The 21167-nt window shown below is 65.5% G+C and carries 19 protein-coding genes; 13 read left to right on the top strand and 6 right to left on the bottom strand.

The window, feature by feature from the left end; genetic code table 11:
• Positions 1-135 precede the first annotated feature (135 nt).
• The 7 genes from OHQ90_RS09710 (at position 136) to OHQ90_RS09740 (ending at position 4557) form a co-directional block, all read left to right on the top strand.
• Positions 136-390 carry a hypothetical protein gene (locus OHQ90_RS09710; protein ID WP_328409267.1) on the top strand — a complete coding sequence of 85 codons (255 nt, stop codon included), beginning with the start codon at positions 136-138 and terminating at the stop codon, positions 388-390.
• Positions 387-1733 (top strand): hypothetical protein, encoded by a 1347-nt coding sequence (locus tag OHQ90_RS09715; RefSeq protein WP_328409269.1) that lies wholly within the window; start codon positions 387-389, stop codon positions 1731-1733. Before OHQ90_RS09710 ends, OHQ90_RS09715 begins: the two co-directional genes overlap by 4 nt.
• A gap of 12 nt (positions 1734-1745) precedes the next feature.
• The gene (locus tag OHQ90_RS09720; RefSeq protein ID WP_328409271.1) at positions 1746-2042 is read left to right on the top strand and encodes a PE domain-containing protein; all 297 of its coding nucleotides are present in this window, start codon (positions 1746-1748) and stop codon (positions 2040-2042) included.
• Between the two features lie 9 nt (positions 2043-2051).
• Complete coding sequence (locus tag OHQ90_RS09725; RefSeq protein WP_328409273.1) at positions 2052-3032, top strand: PPE domain-containing protein; 981 nt, start codon at positions 2052-2054, stop codon at positions 3030-3032.
• A 38-nt stretch (positions 3033-3070) separates the two neighbouring features.
• Entirely contained in the window at positions 3071-3850 is a 780-nt protein-coding gene (locus OHQ90_RS09730) for an ESX secretion-associated protein EspG (protein WP_328409275.1), read from the top strand.
• A gap of 85 nt (positions 3851-3935) precedes the next feature.
• Positions 3936-4232, top strand: a complete 297-nt coding sequence (locus tag OHQ90_RS09735) for a WXG100 family type VII secretion target (protein ID WP_328409277.1) — start codon at positions 3936-3938, stop codon at positions 4230-4232.
• A gap of 37 nt (positions 4233-4269) precedes the next feature.
• On the top strand, positions 4270-4557 hold the full coding sequence (locus OHQ90_RS09740) for a WXG100 family type VII secretion target (protein ID WP_328409279.1): 288 nt from the start codon (positions 4270-4272) through the stop codon (positions 4555-4557).
• A 59-nt stretch (positions 4558-4616) separates the two neighbouring features.
• Here the strand turns inward: OHQ90_RS09740 and eccE are convergent, their stop codons facing one another.
• Positions 4617-6338 carry a type VII secretion protein EccE gene (gene eccE, locus OHQ90_RS09745; protein WP_328409281.1) on the bottom strand — a complete coding sequence of 574 codons (1722 nt, stop codon included), beginning with the start codon at positions 6336-6338 and terminating at the stop codon, positions 4617-4619.
• A gap of 129 nt (positions 6339-6467) precedes the next feature.
• On the opposite strand from eccE, the gene eccB reads away from it, so the two are divergent.
• Positions 6468-7925 (top strand): type VII secretion protein EccB, encoded by a 1458-nt coding sequence (eccB, locus tag OHQ90_RS09750; protein ID WP_328409283.1) that lies wholly within the window; start codon positions 6468-6470, stop codon positions 7923-7925.
• 87 nt (positions 7926-8012) lie between these two features.
• On the opposite strand, the gene eccA is transcribed toward eccB, so the two are convergent.
• A complete protein-coding gene (gene eccA, locus OHQ90_RS09755; RefSeq protein ID WP_328409285.1) occupies positions 8013-9830 on the bottom strand; it encodes a type VII secretion AAA-ATPase EccA in 1818 nt (605 codons plus the stop codon).
• A 122-nt stretch (positions 9831-9952) separates the two neighbouring features.
• On the opposite strand from eccA, the gene eccD reads away from it, so the two are divergent.
• From eccD to eccCa, 3 genes are read left to right on the top strand one after another with little or no spacing between them, the layout of a single operon-like run.
• On the top strand, positions 9953-11425 hold the full coding sequence (gene eccD / locus OHQ90_RS09760) for a type VII secretion integral membrane protein EccD (protein WP_328409287.1): 1473 nt from the start codon (positions 9953-9955) through the stop codon (positions 11423-11425).
• A gap of 19 nt (positions 11426-11444) precedes the next feature.
• On the top strand, positions 11445-12887 hold the full coding sequence (gene mycP, locus OHQ90_RS09765) for a type VII secretion-associated serine protease mycosin (RefSeq protein WP_328409288.1): 1443 nt from the start codon (positions 11445-11447) through the stop codon (positions 12885-12887).
• A 3-nt stretch (positions 12888-12890) separates the two neighbouring features.
• Positions 12891-16970: a type VII secretion protein EccCa gene (gene eccCa / locus OHQ90_RS09770; protein WP_328409289.1), complete on the top strand. Its 4080-nt coding sequence runs from the start codon at positions 12891-12893 to the stop codon at positions 16968-16970.
• 28 nt (positions 16971-16998) lie between these two features.
• Here the strand turns inward: eccCa and OHQ90_RS09775 are convergent, their stop codons facing one another.
• Positions 16999-17667, bottom strand: a complete 669-nt coding sequence (locus OHQ90_RS09775; RefSeq protein WP_328409291.1) for a GNAT family N-acetyltransferase — start codon at positions 17665-17667, stop codon at positions 16999-17001.
• On the bottom strand, positions 17664-18476 hold the full coding sequence (locus OHQ90_RS09780; protein ID WP_328409293.1) for a GntR family transcriptional regulator: 813 nt from the start codon (positions 18474-18476) through the stop codon (positions 17664-17666). The genes OHQ90_RS09775 and OHQ90_RS09780 overlap by 4 nt, the downstream gene beginning before the upstream one ends.
• Before the next feature lie 210 nt (positions 18477-18686).
• Between OHQ90_RS09780 and OHQ90_RS09785 the strand changes: the two genes are divergently transcribed.
• Entirely contained in the window at positions 18687-19148 is a 462-nt protein-coding gene (locus OHQ90_RS09785; RefSeq protein WP_328409295.1) for a DUF4254 domain-containing protein, read from the top strand.
• Positions 19149-19200: 52 nt separating this feature from the next.
• Here the strand turns inward: OHQ90_RS09785 and OHQ90_RS09790 are convergent, their stop codons facing one another.
• Both OHQ90_RS09790 and OHQ90_RS09795 read right to left on the bottom strand, forming a co-directional pair.
• Positions 19201-19584, bottom strand: a complete 384-nt coding sequence (locus tag OHQ90_RS09790; RefSeq protein WP_328409297.1) for a hypothetical protein — start codon at positions 19582-19584, stop codon at positions 19201-19203.
• Positions 19585-19602: 18 nt separating this feature from the next.
• Complete coding sequence (locus OHQ90_RS09795) at positions 19603-20070, bottom strand: VOC family protein (RefSeq protein WP_328409299.1); 468 nt, start codon at positions 20068-20070, stop codon at positions 19603-19605.
• A 119-nt stretch (positions 20071-20189) separates the two neighbouring features.
• On the opposite strand from OHQ90_RS09795, the gene OHQ90_RS09800 reads away from it, so the two are divergent.
• The gene (locus OHQ90_RS09800) at positions 20190-21164 is read left to right on the top strand and encodes a GlxA family transcriptional regulator (protein WP_328409301.1); all 975 of its coding nucleotides are present in this window, start codon (positions 20190-20192) and stop codon (positions 21162-21164) included.
• The last annotated feature ends 3 nt before the right edge of the window (positions 21165-21167 follow it).

Consider the following 21167-nt stretch of genomic DNA (forward strand, 5'->3'; position numbering starts at 1 on the left):
GCTGAGTAAGTGATCAGATGATCCGGTACATTAGTGAGTAACGGACTAATAGTCTTCCGGCAGCTGAGGTTTCCGATGAATGAACTTTCTGTTGTTTCAGATGCCCTTCGCCGATACGGAGATGCCTCCGCTGTCATGGCCACCGATGTCGCCGTTGCGGGTGCCACGAACCAGGCGGCAACCATTGCGGCCGCGATTCCGGTCTTTGGTTTGATCGGGCAAGATTTCCTTGCGGCTTTCGCGTACACCCAGGCCAACAACCTGATGTCGGTGACCGAGCTGGCCACGGTGCATGCCATGACCGCGGTCACCGCGCACGAGAGTGCGACCCTCTACGACGTGACCGAGGATGCGGCGGTAGCCGATTTCGGATCCCTAGACAAGCTATGAATGCGCCGCTGGATCAATCCATTCTGGACCTGCTTCGCCAGAGTGCCGTCGGCCCGATGCTCGACCGACCGGTGAACGACGTGCTCAGGGACATGGGTCTTCCTGCGCTGCCGGAGATTCCGGGTTTGCCGCCGCTGCCCGACCTGCCGCCGCTGCCGGTCATCGATCTTTCGCTGCTGGCCAAGCCGCTCACCGATCTGGCGAGCAGCTTCGGCACCGGCCAATTGCCGTCGGGGCAGCAGTCTGTGGCACCGTCCGAGCAGCAGGCGGCAGGGCAACCAGCGCAACCCGTCGTCGATCCCGCTCAAATGATGACCCAGGTCTCGACGGTGTTGCAGACGGCGATGACGCTCGGCAGCTCGGCGCTACAGATCGCGATGTCGTTGTGGCAGGGGATGGGCGCCTCCGCAGCGGCCGAAAAGGGCGGAGAGGCGGCGACGGACGGCGCGGCTGTTGCGACACAGAGCGCGCAGACCTCTGCCGGTGTCGGCGCGGCGGCCGGCGCGGTTTTCACGGGCGCCACCATGATGACCGCGATCATTGCCAAGTTCATGACCTCGCTGGCGGCCTCGGCGCCATTTCTCGCCACTCCGGGCGGACAGATGTTCCTGGTGGCGTTGACGACCGAGACCCTCGCCGAGGCGACCGCCGTGGTCGCGAAGACACGCGGCGAACTCACAGTGCACAGCGCGGCGATGACGGAAACCGGCACGAAGGTGCCAGTTACCAACGCGCCCAAGGGCGTCGACCCGATGCAGGCCGTCTCCCAGATCATGCAGATCCTGGGCCCGCTGACTCAGCTGACAACCACCGGCATGCAGTCACTCACCGCGGTGAACACGGCACTGAACCCACCGAAGTCGATCACCGACCCGGAAAAAGAAAAGCAGGACAAAGAGGCGAAGGAAGGGCTCGGCGCGGGCGGGTCCGCAGGCGTGGGCGGCGCAGCCACGGGTGGTGGAGCCGGTGGGGTGGGCGCGATCAATCAAACCCGGCAGCTGGCCGCATGGACGGGGGCTCGCGCGACGGGCTCGTTCGGTCCCGCGGGGGCGAGCGTGCCCAGCGCCGAATCCGCTGGCAACACATCGACTACGGCCATGCGCGGCGGCTCGACGTCGCCGGGCGGCATGATGCCGATGGCCGGCGCGGCAGGCGCCGCGGGTATGTCCAGGCCCGGCGGCGAGTCGAGTACCGATGGCCTGCGTGGCCAGTTGGTGACCGAACAACACGGCAACGAGGTCGTAGGAGATATCGAAGGGGCTTCGCTGCCGGTGGTCGGCGCCGCCGAACGTGTGTCCGAACCACTCGACTCCGAACCGCCGGACAAGGCACTCACCCTCTGACAGGAGGACGTCATGGAATTCGATCCGATCCAGTCCCGTAAGTCCGCTGCCGATCTGGACCGCCTGGCGAACCGGCTGGAGGCCGACCTCCACTCCAACCTTCCTGCGCTGAACGTGGATTCGGCAGGCTTGGACGAGGTGTCGGTGCGGGCCGCGGAAACCCTGGGCAGTGTCGCGAACTCCTACGACGAGTCAGCCACCCAGGGTATCCACGAGATACGAAAGTTGGCGGCCGCGTTGCGTTCGCAGTCCGATCTGCTCGTGCGGATGGACGACGACAACGCGAGTGAATTCAACGGGTCGAGTTAGCGAGTACGCATGGTCGAACCACCGGTAGTCGGCTTCACCGGGGTGATCTGGCAGGCCAGACCCACCGATCAGCTGGCGCGAGACCTCACGACGGGGCGCGGTGCGGCTCCGATGGCGGAGGCGGGAGCCGCGTGGGCGAAGCTGGCCGCGAGTTTCGGTGCCGCAGTCCTCGAATACGACCAGATCGTGGCGAAGATCCGGGAATCGTGGCGGTCGACCGAGAGTGAGGTCGTCATCGAGCGGATCACCACGCTGCGTGACTGGCTTGCCGACGCCGCCGTGGCCGCTGGTCAGAATGCCGGGCGGGCGGGCGGTCAGGCCGTGGCCCATGAGGTGGCCCGGTTGGCCATGCCGCACATTGCCGAGATCGCCGCGCTGGAAACGGCACGGCAGGGGATCGAACAGGCAGGCGCCGCGCTGGGCGCACCGCTGGTGGCGGCCGCCGCTGAGGTCGATACGCAGCAGGATCTGGTCAAGTCGAACGCGGCGCGGGTGATGCAGAGCTACGAATCGGCGACCGCGCCCCTGGCTACGCCGTGGCAGCACCGGCAGCCACCGGTCATCGCGTCCAGCGCGGCGCTGGAGGCCGAGCAGGCGGGCCCGGCGAGGACCACCGGCGCACCCGGACCCGGACCCGGTGTGATGGCCGCGGGCTTCGTCCCGCATATCGGCGCCATCGCGATGCCGCGGGAGAAGACCGCCTATCGTGCGCAGACTGTCGCGCAATCGGTGCCCGCCCCGGAAGTCGTTTTAGTGGAATCGACTCCGGTATCCGCCGATAACAACACGGCGAGCCGGATCGCACCGGGGGGCATGGCCCCTGCGGCGGCCATGGGAGAGGCCGAACGCACCGTTCGAGCAGGCGCCATCGCGGCGCGTCCTGGTGAGGGACTGGAGATCGAGGCGGGCGTCGAGGTGGCCCCGCCGGTACTCGGTGCCGCCGTCGAGCAGGCGCCGCGTCCGACAGCACAGGCGGAGGTTGCTTCGTGACATCACTTCCGCACTGTTAGGGGGATGTCGTGCCGGCGATGACCAATGATGGGCTGCTCGCAGTATCCGGTCTGTTGGGTGTGCAGACGCTGCCCTTGGTCCTCGGCGTGGGCCCGCAACAGGATTCGGCACAAGCCTGGACGATGGCACAGCAACAGGCTCTGGTCGGCCTGCGTGCTTCGGGGCTCGTCGACAGCTACGACGAAGTTGACCCGGATCTCGCTGTGGCGCTGCATGTGCTGTCGCAGCCGGAACGTGAGCTCGTGGCGCGAATCCACACCGTGGACCGACCTCGGCGAGTCTGTTTGGCCCGCCGGGGATCTCAGCACGCGGTGGCCACCAGGATCGGCGACGACTTCGATGTCCGCACCACATGGGCCGATGAAGACGGTGCCGCACTGGCGCGCCCGGTGCTCGACGCGCTCGGAACCTGCCCGCCCGCCGCCATCGCAAGCTTCAGCGCGCCGTCGGACGAGCTGCGCGAACGCCTCGATGGGGCCATCTCGTCCAGCGACTACGCCCAGGTGCTGTATTCGGTCGGTGTCGAGGAGCGCGATGCCATCGAGTTCGGGCTGACCATGTCCAGTTGCTTTGCGCACACCGAGATCGTCGCGAACGCCTATGCGGACGGCGCGGCAACTCGATCAGCCGGAGCGGTGGCCGTATACGACACTTCGCGGGGTCGTATCGCAGCCAGTCCCGGTGCATCCCCGGACCTGCGGATCTGGTCCACCTTCACCCCGGGCTCCGATCATCGGATCGCACAAGCGATTTCCGCCCTGATCGAATTACTTCCCGGAGGAAGGTGGATGCCCTAGCTCGCGCGTAGTCGAGAGCTGACTGTGCGAATTCTTGGCAACGTCAACCGAACACGATGAATGACAGACGAAGAAAGGTTAGAAGATGAGCAAGGTAAGTCTCGACGATGCCGCAGCCGCCGAGGTTGTGAACGATTTCATGGAAGCGGTCGGCGCCATCAAAAAGACGATCGCTGGTATCGAGTCCGATATCGAGAAGGCAAAGCCCGGCTGGCAGGGCGACGCCAATACCGCTTGCGGCAAGGCCGCCGTGGCATGGCAGGAAGAAGGCACCCGCCTGAACACGAAACTGGACAACATGACGTCGAGGATCTTCGAGGGCGGCGAGACAAAGAATCAGGTCGACGCAGACAACGTCGATTCCTTCACCAACCTGGTCTGACGCCGGGTGCGATCATCTCTCTTCGAAAGGATCCGACATGCTTTACGACCCTCATTTCTTGTTGCCGCTGATCGATGAACTCGACGGCCATTACAAGAACCTCAATACCCAGATCGAGCATCTCGAAGGTGCGGCAGGCAAGCTCATCAACGTCGCTTGGGAGGACAACGAATCGGCGGTTGGGTTCAAATCGGCGCATGACAAGTGGAAGGCTGAGTTCAGCGACACTGCCCAAATCCTCGAGCGTATGCGCGATGCCGTGGACCGAGCGCTCGGCAATGCTCAGTCGGCCGACAAGAAGGTTTACGACAGCTTCTCCGGCTGAACCTCGATCGGTGGCCCCGAACGCCCGTCCATGATCCACATGGACGGGCCACTGGGCTGCTACGCCGTAACTGGTTGCGGTGCACCGAGATAGGTCATCTCGGAGGGGGTGGCGACCATGTGCACCGTGGTCATTCCGGTGGTGGTCTGCACGGTGACGAGATTCGGGGTCTCGGCGTCTTCGGTCAATGTGACGTCGGGGTCGAAATGTCCGCCGCGACCTGCCGGTGATCGCAACAGGATGACGGTGGCATCGGAGTGATGTGTCGACGGCGGTACCCCGTCGTAGACGATGACGGTCGCGGATCGGTGCGAGTTCGCGTGCTGTGATCCGGCCGGCCAGGCGGCGAGCGACAATGCTTGCGGTGAATCGACATAGGCGACCATCTCTCGCCACGCGTCGTGCCGATCTGTGTGCACCACAACGGCTGCGCCGAGGGCAATCGCGCGCAGGATCACCTGTTTGGCGATGAGTAGAGCGCCGATGACTTCGACCCGCCGCACGTGCTGGCCGACCAGCGGCAGCGCAACCCCCTGTCCGGAGGAGTCCGCGCCGATCAGCTGTCCGCAGCCGGCGATGGGCATCGACAGAGCGGCCAGCGAATCCGGAGTGCCCACCGAGCCGTCGATGAGCAGCCCCGGGCGCTGGGTCTTGATCGGAAGACTGTGCAGCAGTGCTCGATATTGCTTGCCCCGCATGGGTATCAGCCCGGGCATCGCCACCTCCGCTGGAGCATGCCGGGTGTCGAAACGGACAGTTGCGGTGACTTCGATGGCGGGCTCTGGAAAGGGGGTCTTGATGTTTGTGCCTGGTGCGTGCTGGAGCCGCATCACGATCGTTGTCGCCAGGCTCTGGGTCGCCCAGATATCGGAAAATCCCCGTGGGCCGAGTTCGTCGAGGGCCATTCGGTAGGTGGCGGAATGGATTCCGTTGTGTTCGATACTGCGGGGTAACTCGGTCAACTGATCGAGCGTGGCGCCGCGAGTGAGCTGGTGCACCACGCCGGTAATGTCGGCGGCCGACAGCACAGATGCCGTGAGGTCGCGGGCCGCGAGCCGGTTCGCCACCCGCTGGGTCGCGACGATCGCCGACCGCAGTGTGCCGATCGAGCCACCACCGCGCCGATCCACCGCCGCCGCGTTCGCCAGCGGGTCCAGCCGCAGCACCACCCAGACGGTACGGTGCGCCACCGCGGGCAGCGGCCCGAGGATCTGGTCGTAGAGCCGCGCTACCGCGCCCGCGTCCGAGGTACGCGACCCGGTGCTGATCACATCGATCGAGGCGAGGGCGATGTCGAACTGGTTCAGGCAACGCGCGAGTTCCGGCAGCGGCACCATGTCGCCAGTGCTGAGCCCGCTGGGGCTCAGCCGTGTCACGAAGCGGGGTTGTGTGTCGATGCGCAAGATGGTGATCAGGTGAGTGCCGTCCCAGCGCATGCCGTAACTGCCACCCTCTGGCAGGGGAACGTCGAACGGCGGATGGTGAACACCGGTGGAACGGTTGCGGAAAGCATGCCACCGGAACGTAATTGCCTCGCCGATGACCGCAGCCGAAGATTTGCCGCGGAACCGAGTGAGACCGACAACGGCAATCACCGCCGCGCCTGCGGCCGCGGCCGGTGTCGGTGCGCCGAACGAGACCGCGACCAGGGCCGTTGTGATCGCCAGCAGCACAACCGGAATCACCAACCGCAGCGGGAACATTCGAAAAAGCCAGTAGTGCGGAGACTGCAGCGGCGGTGCCGACACCGCTGCGGCCCGGCCGGACGTTGTTGACGCCATGCGCACATAATGGACCGAAGTTCCGCACCTTCGCTACTGTTATCGGAGCAACCCAGCAGGGTATCTCGCGCGGGTCGAGTGGCTTGGTCTGCTGTGGCTCTGCGCTATCGGCGTCATTTCGGAGGTGTCGTGCCGGCACAGTTGACTACGCGAGCACAAGTCAATGGATACCGGTTCTTGTTGCGTCGCTACGAGCACGCGCTGGTCCGTCGAGATGTGCGGATGCTGCACGACCCGATGCGGTCGCAGACTCGCTCGCTGGTCGTCGGTGCGGTGCTCGGCCTGCTGGTGGTAGCGGGTGCGGCAATTCTTGCGTTCCTGCGGCCCCAGGGCTCGATCGATGACGCGAAGATCGTCATGGCCAAGGAAACCGGCGCGTTGTACGCCGTCGTCGACGGCATTGTGCATCCGGTGCTGAACCTGGCCTCCGCGCGGCTGATCACGCAGAGTAACGAGTCGCCGACCTCGATCAAGTCGTCCAAGCTCTCGGGGTTGCCGCGTGGGGCGCTGCTCGGTATTCCGGGCGCCCCGGCCCAGTTGCCCGGCTCGTCGACTGGCAAGAATTCGAGCTGGACGTTGTGCGATACGGTGTCGCTGTCCGCATCCGGTAGCGCGACGGCATCTCCTGGCTCGAAGACTACGGTGATCGCGGGCTCGCTCGAGTCGACGGCGGAATCAGTGGCCAGACCGATGGCCGCAGGGGAGGCGCTATTGGTTATCAAGGGAGACAAGACCTTCCTGCTCTTCGACGGCAAGCGCGCGGAGATCGACCCCAAGGATGCGGTGATGGCCCAGTCGATGACACTGCGCAACCACCAGGCCCGGCCGATCAGTACCGGACTGTTGAACTCCGCCACCCAGGTGTCCCCGTTGACGCCGCCGCCGATCGCGCGGCTCGGCGAGCCTGGGCCGGGGCGCCTGTCGAGTGTTCCGGTCGGTGGCGTGGTGCGGGTGCGTGGTGTGGCCACCGACGACCTGTATGTAGTGCTGGCCGATGGGGTGCAGCGGGTGTCACCGTTCGCTGCCGACGTGGTTCGCAATGCGAATTCCCAAGGCATGAGCGATATCACCACGGTGCCACCGGACCGGTTGGTCGGAGTGCCGGTGGTCAACCAGCTTGCGCTCGACCACTTCCCGCGCAGTACGCCGAAAATCCTCGCCGCCGAGGATGCTCCGGTCGGCTGTATCGCATGGTCCAAGGGCGCCGAAGATCCGGACGCTACGGTGACGATCCTGGCCGGCCGCAAGCTGCCACTTGCCGCGTCGGCTATCCCGGTCGGACTGGCTACTTCCGACGGTACCGGTGATCGCATCGACGCCGCCTACCTGCGGCCGGGTAGCGGGGAGTACGTCCAAGTGACAGGCATGGACCCGCAGAGCCCGCGCCGGGGTAGCTTGTTCTATGTGGGCGACACCGGCATCCGCTACGGTGTCCCGGACGCAGGGACCGCCGCGATCCTCGGCCTCGAAGAGAAACCTCGTCTGGCTCCTTGGGCGATCATCGGCCAACTCGTCCCGGGCCCCACGTTGTCGCCGTCGGAAGCTCTTGTCGCACACGACGTTCTCCCTACCGGCACCACACGCTAGCGGCTTGGACCGGGACGATCGCCGACCGAGCTCGCGGCGGCACACGCAGCGGCGCAACGAAATCGGATTCGGTAGTGCAGCGAGGACTCAGCGCAGTGTAGCGAGAACGTTGCCGAGAGCATTGCGCATGTCGTCGGCTTCGATCCGCATCAGCACGGACTCGTCGACCGCACTCAGGTCCAGATTTTCGTCGTTGGCCAGCCGGAATTCGCGTTCCTCCTCGGCTGCTTCGATGACATTGCGGATGAACCGGCCATTGCCGGCCAGATCGATGCCGCGCCGCGGCTGCCCGTTCTGGTCGGTGCTCTGCTTGTTGTAGAGCGTTGCGCACGACTCGACCAACAGCGCGCGGGCTTCATCGGAGACCTCCGAATCACGCTTGCGCGCAATGAATTGCCCGATCTCGCCCAGTTCGTCCGGGGTGTAGGAGTCGAACTTGACCCGCTTGGCGAAACGGGAGGCGAGGCCGTCGTTTGCGGCGAGCAATCGGTCGATCTCGCCGTCGTATCCGGCGATGATCACGACGAGGCGGTCACGGTCGTCTTCCATACGAGCCAGCAGAGTATCCACGGCCTCACGGCCGAAGGCGTCACCGCCGGACAGGCCGGCCTGGATCAGGGTGTATGCCTCATCGATGAACAGCACGCCATCCATGGCGCTGTCGATCAGCTTGGAGGTCTTGATCGCGGTGCTGCCCAGGTGCTGGCCGACGAAGTCGGCGCGCTTGGCTTCGATCAGGCTGTCGGTCTTCAGTAGCCCGAGCCCGCAATAGATTTTGGCGACAACTCGGGCGACGGTGGTCTTGCCGGTGCCGGGCGGGCCGGTAAAAGCAAGGTGCTGGCCGCGTGGCACGCTCGCCATGCCTTTCTCAGCGCGGATCCTGGCGAGTTGCGCGGTGGCTTGCAGTTTGGCGACCTGAGTCTTGACGGCGGCAAGACCGATCTGCTGGTCCAATTCTTTGCGGGCGGCCGCGAGGGTGCGCTTGGCTTTGTCGTCGCGCTCCTCGCGGCCCATCTGGTCGGCCGAGGGTGCGGACGCGGGATCCCAGCGGTTGGTCCGCGCCTCGATCTGTTCTCGCGAGGTGACTGTGATGCGGTATTTGCGATCCCGCATGGCTCCGGTGTTCGCCTCGAAATCCGGTGCCTCCGAGAACACTTTCTCGAACAACGCCTGCGCCTCGATCTCCTTGCCGGTCTCGCGTAAGCACAGGCCGCGGCAGAATCGCGCGGTCGTTGCGGCCGCGGGGATCGGGCCGACCTCGGCCAGCTCCATCCGGCGTATCGCTTCACCGAACAATCCGAGTTGAGCACAGGCCGTGCCGACCATCACGTTCGCGCCCGCGGCCAGGAAAGCGTCGTCCCACTCCGCGGAACCGGCCAGCAAAGTCATCACGTCAGGCCAGCGCTGAGTCTGGTAATGCAGCACACCTCGCACGTAGGCGCAGATGCGGTCGTGGATCTCGCGCTCGGGTTGCGACAGTTGAGATTTGCGGTACTCGGCGAGGTCGTCGAGCACCCGCTCCGCCTCGTCGAAGTCGCCCTCGGTGAGCAGCATCGAGGCCTGCGCCAACCAGATCTCGACGTAGCTGGCCAGCGGGTAGTCGATGTACTGGCCGACAACGAATCGGCCCGCCAGTGTCCGCGGCGCCAGCCCGAGCCTGCGTTGTTCCCGGAAAAGGGTTGTCGGGCTGGTCTTGAACAGGTTGAACAGAACTTCGCGAGTCACTTCGCCCGCGGCGGCCCGGCCGAGCCAGGCATCGCACATGCCGGGGTCCCACTCGGTTGCCCTCGTGAACGCCAGCTTGGCGTAGTCGAGGTCACGGACGGATTCCTGCCCGTCGATGGCGAGGCCCAACGACAAGATGCCAGCGTCGAAAGCGCGTTGTGCTTGGCGGTTTCCAGTCATGTGGGTAAGCCCCCAAAGCCTGCAGTTTTTGCGAGTTCCTGCCCAGCATACCGGCTGTGTGTGGGATACATTGTGTGCGTTGCCAAGCAACGCACAGTGCATATGTAGGGAGTGTGCAGCTCGTGACCGAGTCGTTGCCGAGCGGCTTGGGTGCCGTCGATCCGGAACTGTGCCGAGTGTCGGTGATCGGCGGCAACACCCAACTGGATCTTGGTTTGCCCGCGACCATTCCGATCGCCGCATTCATTACCGACGTGACCGAACTGATCGAGTCGCGCACTCCCGATCTGTCCGAGCACGAGGAGGGCGCGCCACTGCGGACCGTGCATTGGACGCTCGCCCGGATCGGCCGCGATCCGATTCCGCCGGATCAAACACTCACCGATGCAGAGGTGTTCGACGGCGAACTACTGGTGCTGCGCTCGGTGACGGCCAAGGAATCACCCGCGTTGTTCGATGATGTGATCGACGCGGTGTCCAAGCTGACTACCGAGACATTCCGCAGCTGGTCGGCGTCGTCGGCCAAGTGGATGGGTCTGATCGTGGCGCTGGTTGCGGTGCTCGCAGCGAGCGGGCTGCTCGTGGTGGCCAAGCAGGACGGCGCGGGGATCGAGATCGGTTTCATCCCACTGGGCACCGGCATCGGCGCGCTGGCGGCGGCGGCCATCGCGATGCGGAAGTACCAGGCGCGATTGGTCGCGGTCGTCTTGTCGCTGTACGGGATACTGCTGCTCTTCGCGGCTGCGGTGTTGTTCGTCCCGAACGAACTCGGCAGCCCACATCTGCTGCTGGCGTGGGTCGTGGCGCTCGTCGCAGCCGCGGTCGGCTACAGCGTGACCGGCGTGGGCGCGACGATGTTCGCAGCGGCCATCACCTCGGCGCTGTTCGGCGGCTGCGCGGCGTTCGTGCGCATGGTGTGGGACATCGACTCGCCCAAGATCGCCGCGGGTGTGCTCGTCGCGGCTTTGATCGTGATCACCATGGCACCCCGGCTCGCTGTCGCGGCCGCACGGTTGCCGGTCCCGCCGGTGCCGACGGCCGGCGCGGCAATCGACCCGGCTGACCACGAACCGCGGCCGACCATCGAGGACATCGGGGCAATCGGCGCCACGGCACTGCCATCGGCGGCTGGGCTGGAGTTGCGGGCGCGCGCCGCCAACCAATACCAATCCGGGCTGATCATAGGCAGTACCGTCGCCGCGGCAGTGGGATCGGTGCTCGCCGCTGATCCCCTTGGTGCAGCACGCTGGCAGGGCATCGCCCTTGCCGTGGTCGTAGCGCTGATCCTGTGCCTGCGCGGGCGCTCGTTCGCTGACCTCACCCAGGCAAGCACGCTGATTGCCGGTGGCGCTCTCACGCTGATCACGGTCATGATCGCGGTGGCGATCGGCAACGTGTCGTGGCTGATCCCGGTCGCGGGGCTGCTTCTCGCAGTCGCTGTGGCGATGGTGGGGTTCGGTGTGATCGGGCCGCACACCGAGATGTCACCGGTAACCCGGCGGATGGGCGAGATCCTCGAATACCTGTTGATAGTCACCATCATTCCGCTGGTGCTGTGGATCATGGAGTTGTACTCGGCCGCCAGGAACCTGTGATCGCGAGGTGATTTTCGCGATGAGCCAGCACATCCGACACCGGCATCGCCGCCGTGCGCCGCTACGGCTGGTCGGTGTCCTCACGGTTGTGCTCGGGATCGGCACGATCGGAGCTCCTGTCCCGGCGCTCGCGATCGGACCGCCCGCCATCGACGAAGCCGCGCTCGGTGCGGCGCTGGCGGTCAATGCCAAGGGCGGACCGCCCGACGAGACCGAGCAGCGAGCCGTATGCGCCGAGCCGAGACTGATGGGTGCCGCACCGAGTGAAGTGCCGCAACCGCAGCGAATTCTCGAGCTGCCTGCCGCATGGCAGTTCAGCCGCGGTGGCGGCCAGAAGGTCGCGGTCATCGATACCGGCGTGAACCGGCATCCGCGCCTGCCCGCGCTGCAGCCGGGCGGTGACTTCGTCTCGAACTCCGACGGCACGCTCGATTGCGATGGTCACGGCACCCTGGTCGCCGGACTCATCGCGGGGCGGCCCAGCCCGGAGGATGCCTTCTCCGGTGTCGCCCCCGACGCGGAGATCCTCGCCATCCGGCAGTTGAGCACCGCCTACGAGGCGAAGGACCGTACCCGCAACGAGGTGCCCGGCAAGATCGCCAGCGTCGGCTACGGAAATGTTCTGACACTGGCCGCAGCCATCGTGCGCGCGGTCGATATGGGCGCGACGGTAGTCAATATTTCCGAAGTTGCCTGCGCACCTACCGGTGTCGATACTGCGGATGGGGCACTCGGCGCGGCCGTGAAGCTTGCCTTCGACCGTGGTGTCGTTGTGGTCGCGGCCGCCGGGAACCTCCAGCAGGGCGGAGCCTGCGACGGCCAGAACGACGGGACCGGCTGGGCCTCGGTGCGCACCGAGGTCAGCCCGGCCTGGTTCACTCCGTACGTCCTTTCGGTGGCGTCGATCGAGGCCGACGGAACACCGTCGCCGTTCTCGATCAACGGTCCGTGGATCGGGGTCGCGGCGCCCGGCCGCAATATCGTCTCGCTGGACAGCAAACCGGGTGGGGCCGGGTTGGTCGACTCCCAGCAGACCAGCGAGGGCATGGGAAGCATTGACGGGACCAGCTTTTCCAGCGCCTACGTTTCCGGGCTCGCCGCACTGGTGCGGGCCAGGTTCCCGGAGCTGTCGGCACGGCAGGTGATGGATCGGATCACCCGTACCGCGCAGGCGCCCGGTGTGGGGCGCGACGACAGGCTCGGATACGGGCTGGTCGATCCACTCGCCGCGCTGACAGCGCAGCTGCCTGCCCAGCCGATCGGCGCGGGAGCCGATGTGGCGCGCCCTGTTTCACCGCCGGCGCCGCCGCCGTATGTCGATCCGATGCCGCGCCGCGTGGCCACGATCGGCACGATCGTCTTGCTGACGCTGCTCGGAATCGGATACGCGCTATCGATTCCGTTTCGCCGCGAACGCGCGGACGTCGACCCGGTGGACGCCGAGATCGGAAAAGGACTGTAGGACATGGCTACCGATGGGTTTGTGCGTAGGCCACGGATCGCTCCGCCACGGGCGCCGGGCGGCGAGGTGGCGCTCACCGCGCCGCCGGAGATTCCACGGCCGGTGCCCGCGGGCCTGTTGATGAAGCTGATGCCGATGGTCATGGTGGTCGCGGTGGTCGGCATGATCGCGATGATGGTCATGATGGGGCGCAACCTGCTGGCCAATCCGTTCATGCTGATGTTCCCGATGATGATGCTGATGTCAATGGTCGGGATGATGGCGGGCATGCGGGGCGCCGGTGGCCCGAAGAAGGCCGCCGAGCTCAACGAGGAACGCAAGGACTACTTCCGCTACCTGGACCAGGTCCGCAAAGACGTGCGTAAGACCGGCCGATCCCAGCTCGACGCGCTGGTGTGGAGTCATCCCGACCCCGCGGATCTGCAATCGGCCGCGGGTACGAGGCGGATGTGGGAACGCCGTCCCAACGACCCGGATTTCGGGCACGTGCGGGTCGGTGTCGGCAGCCACCGCCTGGCCACCAAACTGGCCAGGCCCGAGACGGGCCCGCTGGAAGACCTGGAGCCGGTGACGACGGTTGCCCTGCGCCGGTTCGTCCGTACCCACTCGGTAGTGCACAACCTGCCGACCGCGATCTCGCTGCGCGCGTTTCCCGCTATCAATATCGAGGGCCGGCCAGGCGATGCGCGCATGTTGGTGCGCGCGATGCTGATGGAATTTGCCGCCTTTCACGGACCCGATCACACCGCCGTCGCGATCATCTGCGCCGACCCCGACAACAAGACCTGGGCGTGGGCCAAATGGCTGCCACACGTGCAACATCCAGTCAACCGCGATGGCATCGGGTCGGCCAGGATGATGTACCGATCGCTGGCGGAGCTGGAGACGGCGATGGCCGCCGAACTCCTCGAACGCGGCCGGTTCATGCGCAATGCGCAGCCGACGGCGGGACGGATCCACCTACTCGTCATCATCGACGACGGATTCGTCAGCGGCACCGAGCGGATTGTCAGCGATGCCGGCCTGGATTCGGTCACCGTGCTCGACCTCACCGCGCCGCAAACCGGGCTGGCCGTGCGCCGCGGGCTCCAACTGGTGGTCGCGGACGGAATGGTGGCGGCGAAATCCGCTGCTGGCGTGGAGAGATTCGCGACCGCGGACGCCGTCACGCACGCCGAAGCGGAGGCCCTCGCCAGGGACCTTGCGCGCTACCGGGTGGCCACCGCCGCCCAGATTGTCAGCCTCGGCGACGAAACACGGGCGGTGCCGGGCCTCATGGCACTGATGAAGATCCCGGACGCCGCGCAGATCGATCCGGCCGTGGTGTGGCGTCCGCGCAGTGACAGGGAGCGGTTGCGAGTGCCGATCGGGGTCACCCCGGACGGCACCCCGGTCGAGATCGACATCAAAGAATCCGCTGAGAATGGTATGGGACCACATGGGTTGTGCATCGGCGCAACGGGTTCCGGCAAGTCGGAGTTCCTGCGCACCCTCGTGCTGTCGATGGTGACGTCGCATTCCCCAGATCTGCTGAACCTGGTGCTGGTCGACTTCAAGGGTGGCGCCACCTTTCTCGGCCTCGACTCGCTGCCGCACGTTGCCGCGGTCATCACCAACCTCGAGGAAGAACTCTCGATGGTCGACCGCATGAAGGACGCCCTGTCCGGCGAGATGAATCGCCGCCAGGAACTGCTGCGCTCGGCGGGCAATTTCGCCAACGTCACCGAGTACGAGAAGGCCAGGGCCGCGGGCGCCCAGATCGATCCGCTGCCTGCGTTGTTCGTCGTCGTCGACGAGTTCTCCGAACTGCTCTCACAGAAGCCGGATTTCGCCGACCTGTTCGTGATGATCGGCCGGCTGGGCCGCTCGCTACGGGTACACCTGCTGCTGGCGTCGCAGCGACTGGAAGAGAACAAGCTGCGTGGTCTGGACAGCCACTTGTCCTACCGGATCGGTCTGCGCACCTTCTCGGCCAACGAATCGCGCGCCGTGCTCGGTATCACCGATGCCTACCACCTGCCCAGTGTGCCCGGGTCCGGCTACCTCAAGAGCGACGCGGACGATCCGCTGCGGTTCAACGCCGCTTACGTGTCCGGTCCATATGTTTCACCGCGCGGCAGTCAGCGGGTCGACGGACGTGTGGTCGGTGGTCAGTCACCGGTAGTCTTCACCGCGAGTGCGGTCGAGGCACAGCCCGATCCGGAACCGGGCGTCATCGAAAGTGCCGTGACTCGTGGACTTCCCGAGCTGCCGCCTCCTCCGGGTGAGCTGGAGTTGCCTGCTCCGCCGGGCGAGGTCAGGCGCTCGACCGAGACAGTTCCTGCCACCTTGTTGCAGGTGGTGGTTCAGCGGCTGACCGGACACGGACGGCCCGCGCACGAGGTGTGGCTGCCGCCGCTCGACGAGTCGCCTTCGGTCGACATGTTGCTGCCCGATCCTGACTGGAAGTCGCCGGTGAACCGGCACGGACAGCTGTGGATGCCGATCGGCGTCATCGACAGGCCCTACGAGCAGCGCCGCGACGTGCTGGTCATCGATTTGTCCGGGGCGCAAGGGAATCTGGCCGTGGTCGGCGGGCCGCAGTCGGGCAAGTCGACCGCGCTGCGCACCGTGATCATGGCGGCCGCAGCAACCCACACCCCGGAACAGCTACAGTTCTACTGCTTGGACTTCGGTGGCGGCACGCTGGCCGGTCTGACGGGTCTGCCACATGTGGGATCGGTGGCAGGTCGGCTCGAGGTCGACCGGGTCCGCCGCACCGTCGCCGAGATGACCACGCTGCTGCATCAGCGCGAGGAACGATTCCGTGCGCTCGGCATCGAGTCGATCAACGAATTTCGCAAGCGCAAGGCCAAACTGAGCCTGATGACGGACGAGGAGCAGGCTGCCGACCCGTTGTCCGAGGACCTGTTCGGTGATGTGTTTCTCGTCGTCGACGGATGGCCGACGGTTCGTGCGGAGTTCGACGTGCTCGAGCCCGCGCTCAACGCGCTGGCCGCGCAGGGCCTGTCCTACGGCATTCACCTCATGGTCGCGGCCAACCGCTGGGCCGAAATCCGGCCCGCTGTCAAGGATCTCATCGGCACCCGGCTCGAGCTTCGGCTCGGTGACCCATCCGACTCCGAGATGGACCGGCGGACCTCAGTACTGGTGCCGCTCGGTAGGCCCGGCCGTGGTCTGAACCCGGAGAAGCTGCACATGCTCATCGCGCTGCCACGGCTGGACTCCGATTCCGATCCGCAGACGCTGTCCGACGGTGTCAGCGATGCCAAGCAACAGCTCAACGAGCTCTACGCTGGGCGAAAGGCGCCGCCGGTGCGCATGCTGCCCCTGAAGATCCCGCGTGAGCAGGTACTGGCCACCGCCCGCGCGCACGGCAACGTACTCGGACCGACCCGAGTCGTGGTCGGACTCGGCGAATCCGAATTACAGCCACTCGTACTCGATTTCGAGGCGCAGCCGCATTTCATGGCGTTCGCGGATGTAGAGGCAGGCAAGACCACGCTGCTGCGCAACATTGTCATGGGTGTGGTGGAGAACTCGAACGCTGACCAGGCGCGCATCATTCTCATCGACTACCGGCGCACCATGCTCGGTCTCGTCGAAGGAGACCAGCTCGCCGGATACTCGACCTCGTCGCAGACTTCGCTCGGCATGATCAAAGAGGTCGCGGGCTATCTCGCCAAACGCATCCCGGGCTCGGATATCACCCCCCAGCAGCTGCGTGAGCGCAGTTGGTGGCACGGACCCGAGATCTATGTCGTCGTAGATGATTACGACATGGTGGCGACCACCCAGAACCCCCTCGAACCGTTGCTCGAGTTCCTTCCGCAGGCCCGCGACATCGGCCTGCACCTGGTGGTTGCCCGGCGCTCCGGTGGAGCCTCGCGTGCGCTGTACGACAAGGTGCTCGGCAGGCTGAAGGATCTCTCGGTCGATGCCTTGCTGATGAGCGCGCCCAAGGACGAAGGCAAGCTGCTCGGCGACGTGCGTTCGACCAAACTGCCCGCGGGCCGAGGCACTCTGGTCAGTCGCAGTGGCGAGCCGCAGATGGTTCAGGTGTCCTACTTGTCGCCGATGTAAAGAGGGAGACCCTCGCCTGTCTGCGACTTCACGAACGCGGCGACCGATTTCGTGAGTACGTGGATAGTTCTTCCGGTACGTCCGGAACCGGTCCGGGCACACGGCCTCCGGTCCGCAACGCAACTCTTATGGCACCTGGTGGTGTGCTGGTGTCATGGGGCGGCGCGACGGCATCCCAGCTGTCGGAGAGACGTTCGAACAGTGCCTGGGAGGGGCCGGTCGCGGCGGGACCGGCGATGCGGGCCAGACGGAAGCCGGCTCTGCGATAGTAGTTGTGCAGCGCGATGTTGGTGGTCCACGCGTCGAGCCGGACCCAGGCGCGGTCCTGTTGTTGCGCAAGCATTCCGGCGTGTGTGAGTAGTCGGTGACCGATGCGCTGGCCGGCGAAGCGCAGGTCGACGATCATGAAGTGGACGATCAGCGAGTCGGCGAGTTCCCCGGCGGTCCACAGGCCCGGATCGGCGCGCTCGTTGACGGTGATCGTTCCGGCCGGTTCGCCCGCCACCTCAACGATCCAGGTTTCGCCCGCATCCAGTGCGCGGCCGGCGGCCCGCGCGAAAATCTCGATGGGCAGACCGCGGCCTGCCACCGTCCACTGGTCGGAGCCACGCGCGGTGAGCCACGCCGTCCGTTGGACCCGCAGGCGGCAGATCATGCCGAGATCGCCGGAGGTCGCCTGGCGAATCACGGTAGTCATGGCAACGAAATGCCTGGCTTGTACGAGGTTCCGAGCGTATGCCGGATGACCGAGGTGCCCTCGTCGTCACCGAGTTCGTAAGCCAGCCGGTTGCGGGTGGCGATAGACCGGTGTCGGGTGACTCGGGTGACTCGTTCGTGGTTGGCGCCGATCCGCAGGTGATCGAGCAGGATCGTGCCGGTGGCGACACCGAGGACGATGGCCTCCTCGGCGCTGGCGGGCCGGGCGACGAGGGTGTCGCGGTGTGCGGTCTCGGCGTGGCCGCGATCGGCAAGCCGCCTTGTTGTGCCCTCGGGAATGTCGTGTGGCGAGTCGATGCCAGTGCTTTCGGCCAGGTCCCTCGGATAGAAGCTGACCTCCCAAGACCACGGCTCGTTGTCGAGGTACTGAACGACCGTTCGAGCCAGTACCCACGAGTGCTCCGCCACGCCGAGCCACAACGCGACCTGTGGACTCGCCGGTTCCATTTTGGCGCTGAACTCCTTGGCCGGTTCTCGACGCGCCGCCCGCGCAATCTCCTCGAAGATGTCGTGCGGCGACTGCGGACGGTCCGGACGGATGTGGTCGGTGACGACCGATTCCAGCACTTCCTGGCTTCGAACAATGGTTCCCCGGGAAGTAGCTGTATAGACGAGATTTTCGGTGACAAGCACCTGAATAGCGTTGCGAGCAGTGGTGATCGAGACCTGCATCTGATCGGCGAGCTCGGTGTGACTGGGCAGTCGATCACCCGGATGCCACTTGCCTGCGCGGATCTCCTCGCGCAGGAGGTCTGCGATCCGGCGATACGTCGGACCGTCCGCCATCATGCTCCTCGGTCAGTCGTGCAGGTAACGAAGTATACTCTTCGTGACTCCCTACGGCCCGGTAACGCTTGACAGGTGCCTTCAGAGGTTTATTGTAATGAACGTCCTGATCCGGTGTTGTGCGGCGACGAACGGCGAGGCAACGTGGCAGGTTCGGAGATTTCGACAGTCGTTATGGCTCTCCCCGACACACCGCGGTGTGTCGACTCGGCAGTGCAGTCACTGACCCTCGGACTACTGCCTACTTCTGATCTACTTGTTCGGGCGTGTCGCGGGCACCGCGTGGTCGGCGGCCCGCTGCTCTGGTTCGCCCGTGACCTTGCGGTGCTGCACGAGCGCCGACTGGTGGGGCGTGGCGGCTCGGTGCCGACCGATCCGGCTACTGTGCTCGAAATCGATCGGCGCAGAACCGAATTGGTAATGGCCATTGACGACTGGGTGGCTCGCAGCGTCCCGCAGCATCGGCTCGGCGCCACGTTGCACACCGAGACCGTCGGCGCGGTTATCGACCGCATCGCCGAATCCTCGGTCCGTGCACACCACGCGCTGATGACGCTGGACGCACACAATGAACGGTTGCACTGCGCCTGGCATCATCTAGCTGAACTCGCCGACGCCTATGACGATCTGGTTCGCGATATCCAGGCGGGCCGCAGGCGCCTGCCGGAGTGGTGACCTGTCCGGTGCGTTGATCACCAAGTGCCAGTGACACATTGGGCGCCCGTTGTCATGCCGACCACAGTGTCGCGCATGGCAGCGGGGGCATGTCGGGGTGCACGTTTCGGTCGATGACGACTTCGAGGTCGGTGCGGGTTCTGTCCAGTATCGTCGCGAACTCTTCCGCAGCTGCACAGTCACATTGGAAGTCCAGGGGCGCCTCGAGATGCTGGAACGACACCTGCAGATGGCGGCGCCGTGAGTCGAGCACGTAACGTCCCGTGCGCACCAGGTAGTTCAACGCCGCTCGGCGTTGGGCACACGGTGATCCCATCCAATGTGCGTGGGTCTGCATGATCCGATGCGCGCTGGCTGCTGTCAGGTGATCGGGCGCAATGTCGCAGCGCCCGAGCCTGATCGACCATGCCTCGAGTTGTTCCGGCAGTTCATACATGACGGTGAAACCGGTCGGCTACGACGCCACTGATACCGGCGGTGTCCGGGTGCTCCCTAGCGGTGCGGTGAGTTCGAGATGGATGCCGTCCGGGTCGCTGAACGACAGGATCGCGATGCCGAATGCGTCGAGCGCGGTGACTTCGCCGTGTTCGATCCCGGCGGCGTCCAACCGGGCAGCCGTGTCGGCCAGCTCGTCCACCGACGACACGGCGAAGCTGAGGTGATCGAGCCCGACCCGCTCGGAGTCGAACCGGTCGGTGGTCGACGCCACGGGGCGCAGGCCGAACAACATCCCGTTGGTCTGGAAAACGACACCGCCGTAGAGCTGTGCCGGATCGGCGCGTACCTGCGGATCCTCCGGGCTGCCGGGCGATTGCGCGGCGATCTCGAAACCGAGTACATCTTGGTAGAACGTGCGGGAACGCTCCAGGTTCGTCACCGTCAGCCGAACATGGTGGATGCCGGTGGTTGCGATCATCGTCATGAAACTCCGCCGTGAGATGGCCAGGATACGACCGCCGGGTTCGGCGTCGTCAGGAACATTAGGGCGCAGATCACAGATCTTCGAGTGTCGGAAACGACACATTCAGTACTGTAGGCGACATGGATGTTGCGGTATTCGTCGTCGACGGGGTGGCCGATTTCGGGTTCGCCGCCCTGCTGGAAACGTTCAATACCGCGAATGCGCTGCGCGGCGAATGGGAAGCCTCCATCGACCCCTGGAACGTGCGGACCGTGTCACTGGGCGAGAGCGTGCGATCGGGCAACGGCTACCTCGTGCCGACCATGCCGCTGGCCGACCTACCCGGCGAATTCGATCTGATGATCGTTCCCGCGGTGAACGTACGGGATGCCGAAACCCTGATCAGGATGGTCTCCTCGGCACTCAATCTGCCTGTGCTGGATTTGATTACGCGAGCGCGCGGAGCCGGTGTCCACTTGGCTGCGGCCTGCACCGGCACTTTCTTCCTGGCCGAGGCGGGTGTGCTGGATGGTTCGCAAGCGACGACGAGTTGGTGGCTCGGCCCGGCTTTTCGCCGTAGGTATCCGCGAATTGTTCTCGACGAGGGCCGGATCCTGTGCCGTGGCGATCAGGTCACCACGGCGGGCGCGGCGTTGTCGCATCTGGATCTTGCCTTGTCCCTGATCGCCGCGAAGAGTCCGGCACTGGCCGAATTGGTGGCCAAATACCTGGCGTTCGGCGACCGAAATGCGCAGGCCGACTTCGCGGTACCCGAGGTGATCGCCAGGGGTGATTCGCTGGTCGCGGCTTTCGAACGTTGGGTCCGTGACCATCTGGCCGAGCAGTTCCCGATTTCCGGTGCGGCACAGGGGCTCGGCGTCACCGAACGCAGCCTGCAACGCGCAACCCATGCCGAACTCGGGATGTCCCCAAGGGATTTCGTCAACGAGATACGGCTGGAACGTGCCACGCACCTGCTGCGGACCACCCCGCTGACCATCGATTCGGTGGCCGCCAAGGTCGGATATCTCAACGCGGGAACCCTGCGCAGCCTCTTCCGTCGTCGACGTGGCAGGAGCATTGCCGATATCCGAGCCTCCCGGCTGTCCTGGTGAGCG

Origin of the sequence: Nocardia sp. NBC_00403, from assembly GCF_036046055.1 — a bacterium.
Classification (GTDB): Bacteria; Actinomycetota; Actinomycetes; order Mycobacteriales; family Mycobacteriaceae; genus Nocardia.

What these genes read in the sequence shown, in the direction of transcription:
- OHQ90_RS09710 (WP_328409267.1), top strand. Translation starts at nt 136, where the DNA reads ATGGCCACCGATGTCGCCGTTGCGGGTGCCACGAACCAGGCGGCAACC.
- OHQ90_RS09715 (WP_328409269.1), top strand. Translation starts at nt 387, where the DNA reads ATGAATGCGCCGCTGGATCAATCCATTCTGGACCTGCTTCGCCAGAGT.
- OHQ90_RS09720 (WP_328409271.1), top strand. Translation starts at nt 1,746, where the DNA reads ATGGAATTCGATCCGATCCAGTCCCGTAAGTCCGCTGCCGATCTGGAC.
- OHQ90_RS09725 (WP_328409273.1), top strand. Translation starts at nt 2,052, where the DNA reads ATGGTCGAACCACCGGTAGTCGGCTTCACCGGGGTGATCTGGCAGGCC.
- OHQ90_RS09730 (WP_328409275.1), top strand. Translation starts at nt 3,071, where the DNA reads ATGACCAATGATGGGCTGCTCGCAGTATCCGGTCTGTTGGGTGTGCAG.
- OHQ90_RS09735 (WP_328409277.1), top strand. Translation starts at nt 3,936, where the DNA reads ATGAGCAAGGTAAGTCTCGACGATGCCGCAGCCGCCGAGGTTGTGAAC.
- OHQ90_RS09740 (WP_328409279.1), top strand. Translation starts at nt 4,270, where the DNA reads ATGCTTTACGACCCTCATTTCTTGTTGCCGCTGATCGATGAACTCGAC.
- eccE (WP_328409281.1), bottom strand. Translation starts at nt 6,338, where the DNA reads ATGGCGTCAACAACGTCCGGCCGGGCCGCAGCGGTGTCGGCACCGCCG.
- eccA (WP_328409285.1), bottom strand. Translation starts at nt 9,830, where the DNA reads ATGACTGGAAACCGCCAAGCACAACGCGCTTTCGACGCTGGCATCTTG.
- mycP (WP_328409288.1), top strand. Translation starts at nt 11,445, where the DNA reads ATGAGCCAGCACATCCGACACCGGCATCGCCGCCGTGCGCCGCTACGG.
- eccCa (WP_328409289.1), top strand. Translation starts at nt 12,891, where the DNA reads ATGGCTACCGATGGGTTTGTGCGTAGGCCACGGATCGCTCCGCCACGG.
- OHQ90_RS09775 (WP_328409291.1), bottom strand. Translation starts at nt 17,667, where the DNA reads ATGACTACCGTGATTCGCCAGGCGACCTCCGGCGATCTCGGCATGATC.
- OHQ90_RS09780 (WP_328409293.1), bottom strand. Translation starts at nt 18,476, where the DNA reads ATGATGGCGGACGGTCCGACGTATCGCCGGATCGCAGACCTCCTGCGC.
- OHQ90_RS09790 (WP_328409297.1), bottom strand. Translation starts at nt 19,584, where the DNA reads ATGTATGAACTGCCGGAACAACTCGAGGCATGGTCGATCAGGCTCGGG.
- OHQ90_RS09795 (WP_328409299.1), bottom strand. Translation starts at nt 20,070, where the DNA reads ATGACGATGATCGCAACCACCGGCATCCACCATGTTCGGCTGACGGTG.
- OHQ90_RS09800 (WP_328409301.1), top strand. Translation starts at nt 20,190, where the DNA reads ATGGATGTTGCGGTATTCGTCGTCGACGGGGTGGCCGATTTCGGGTTC.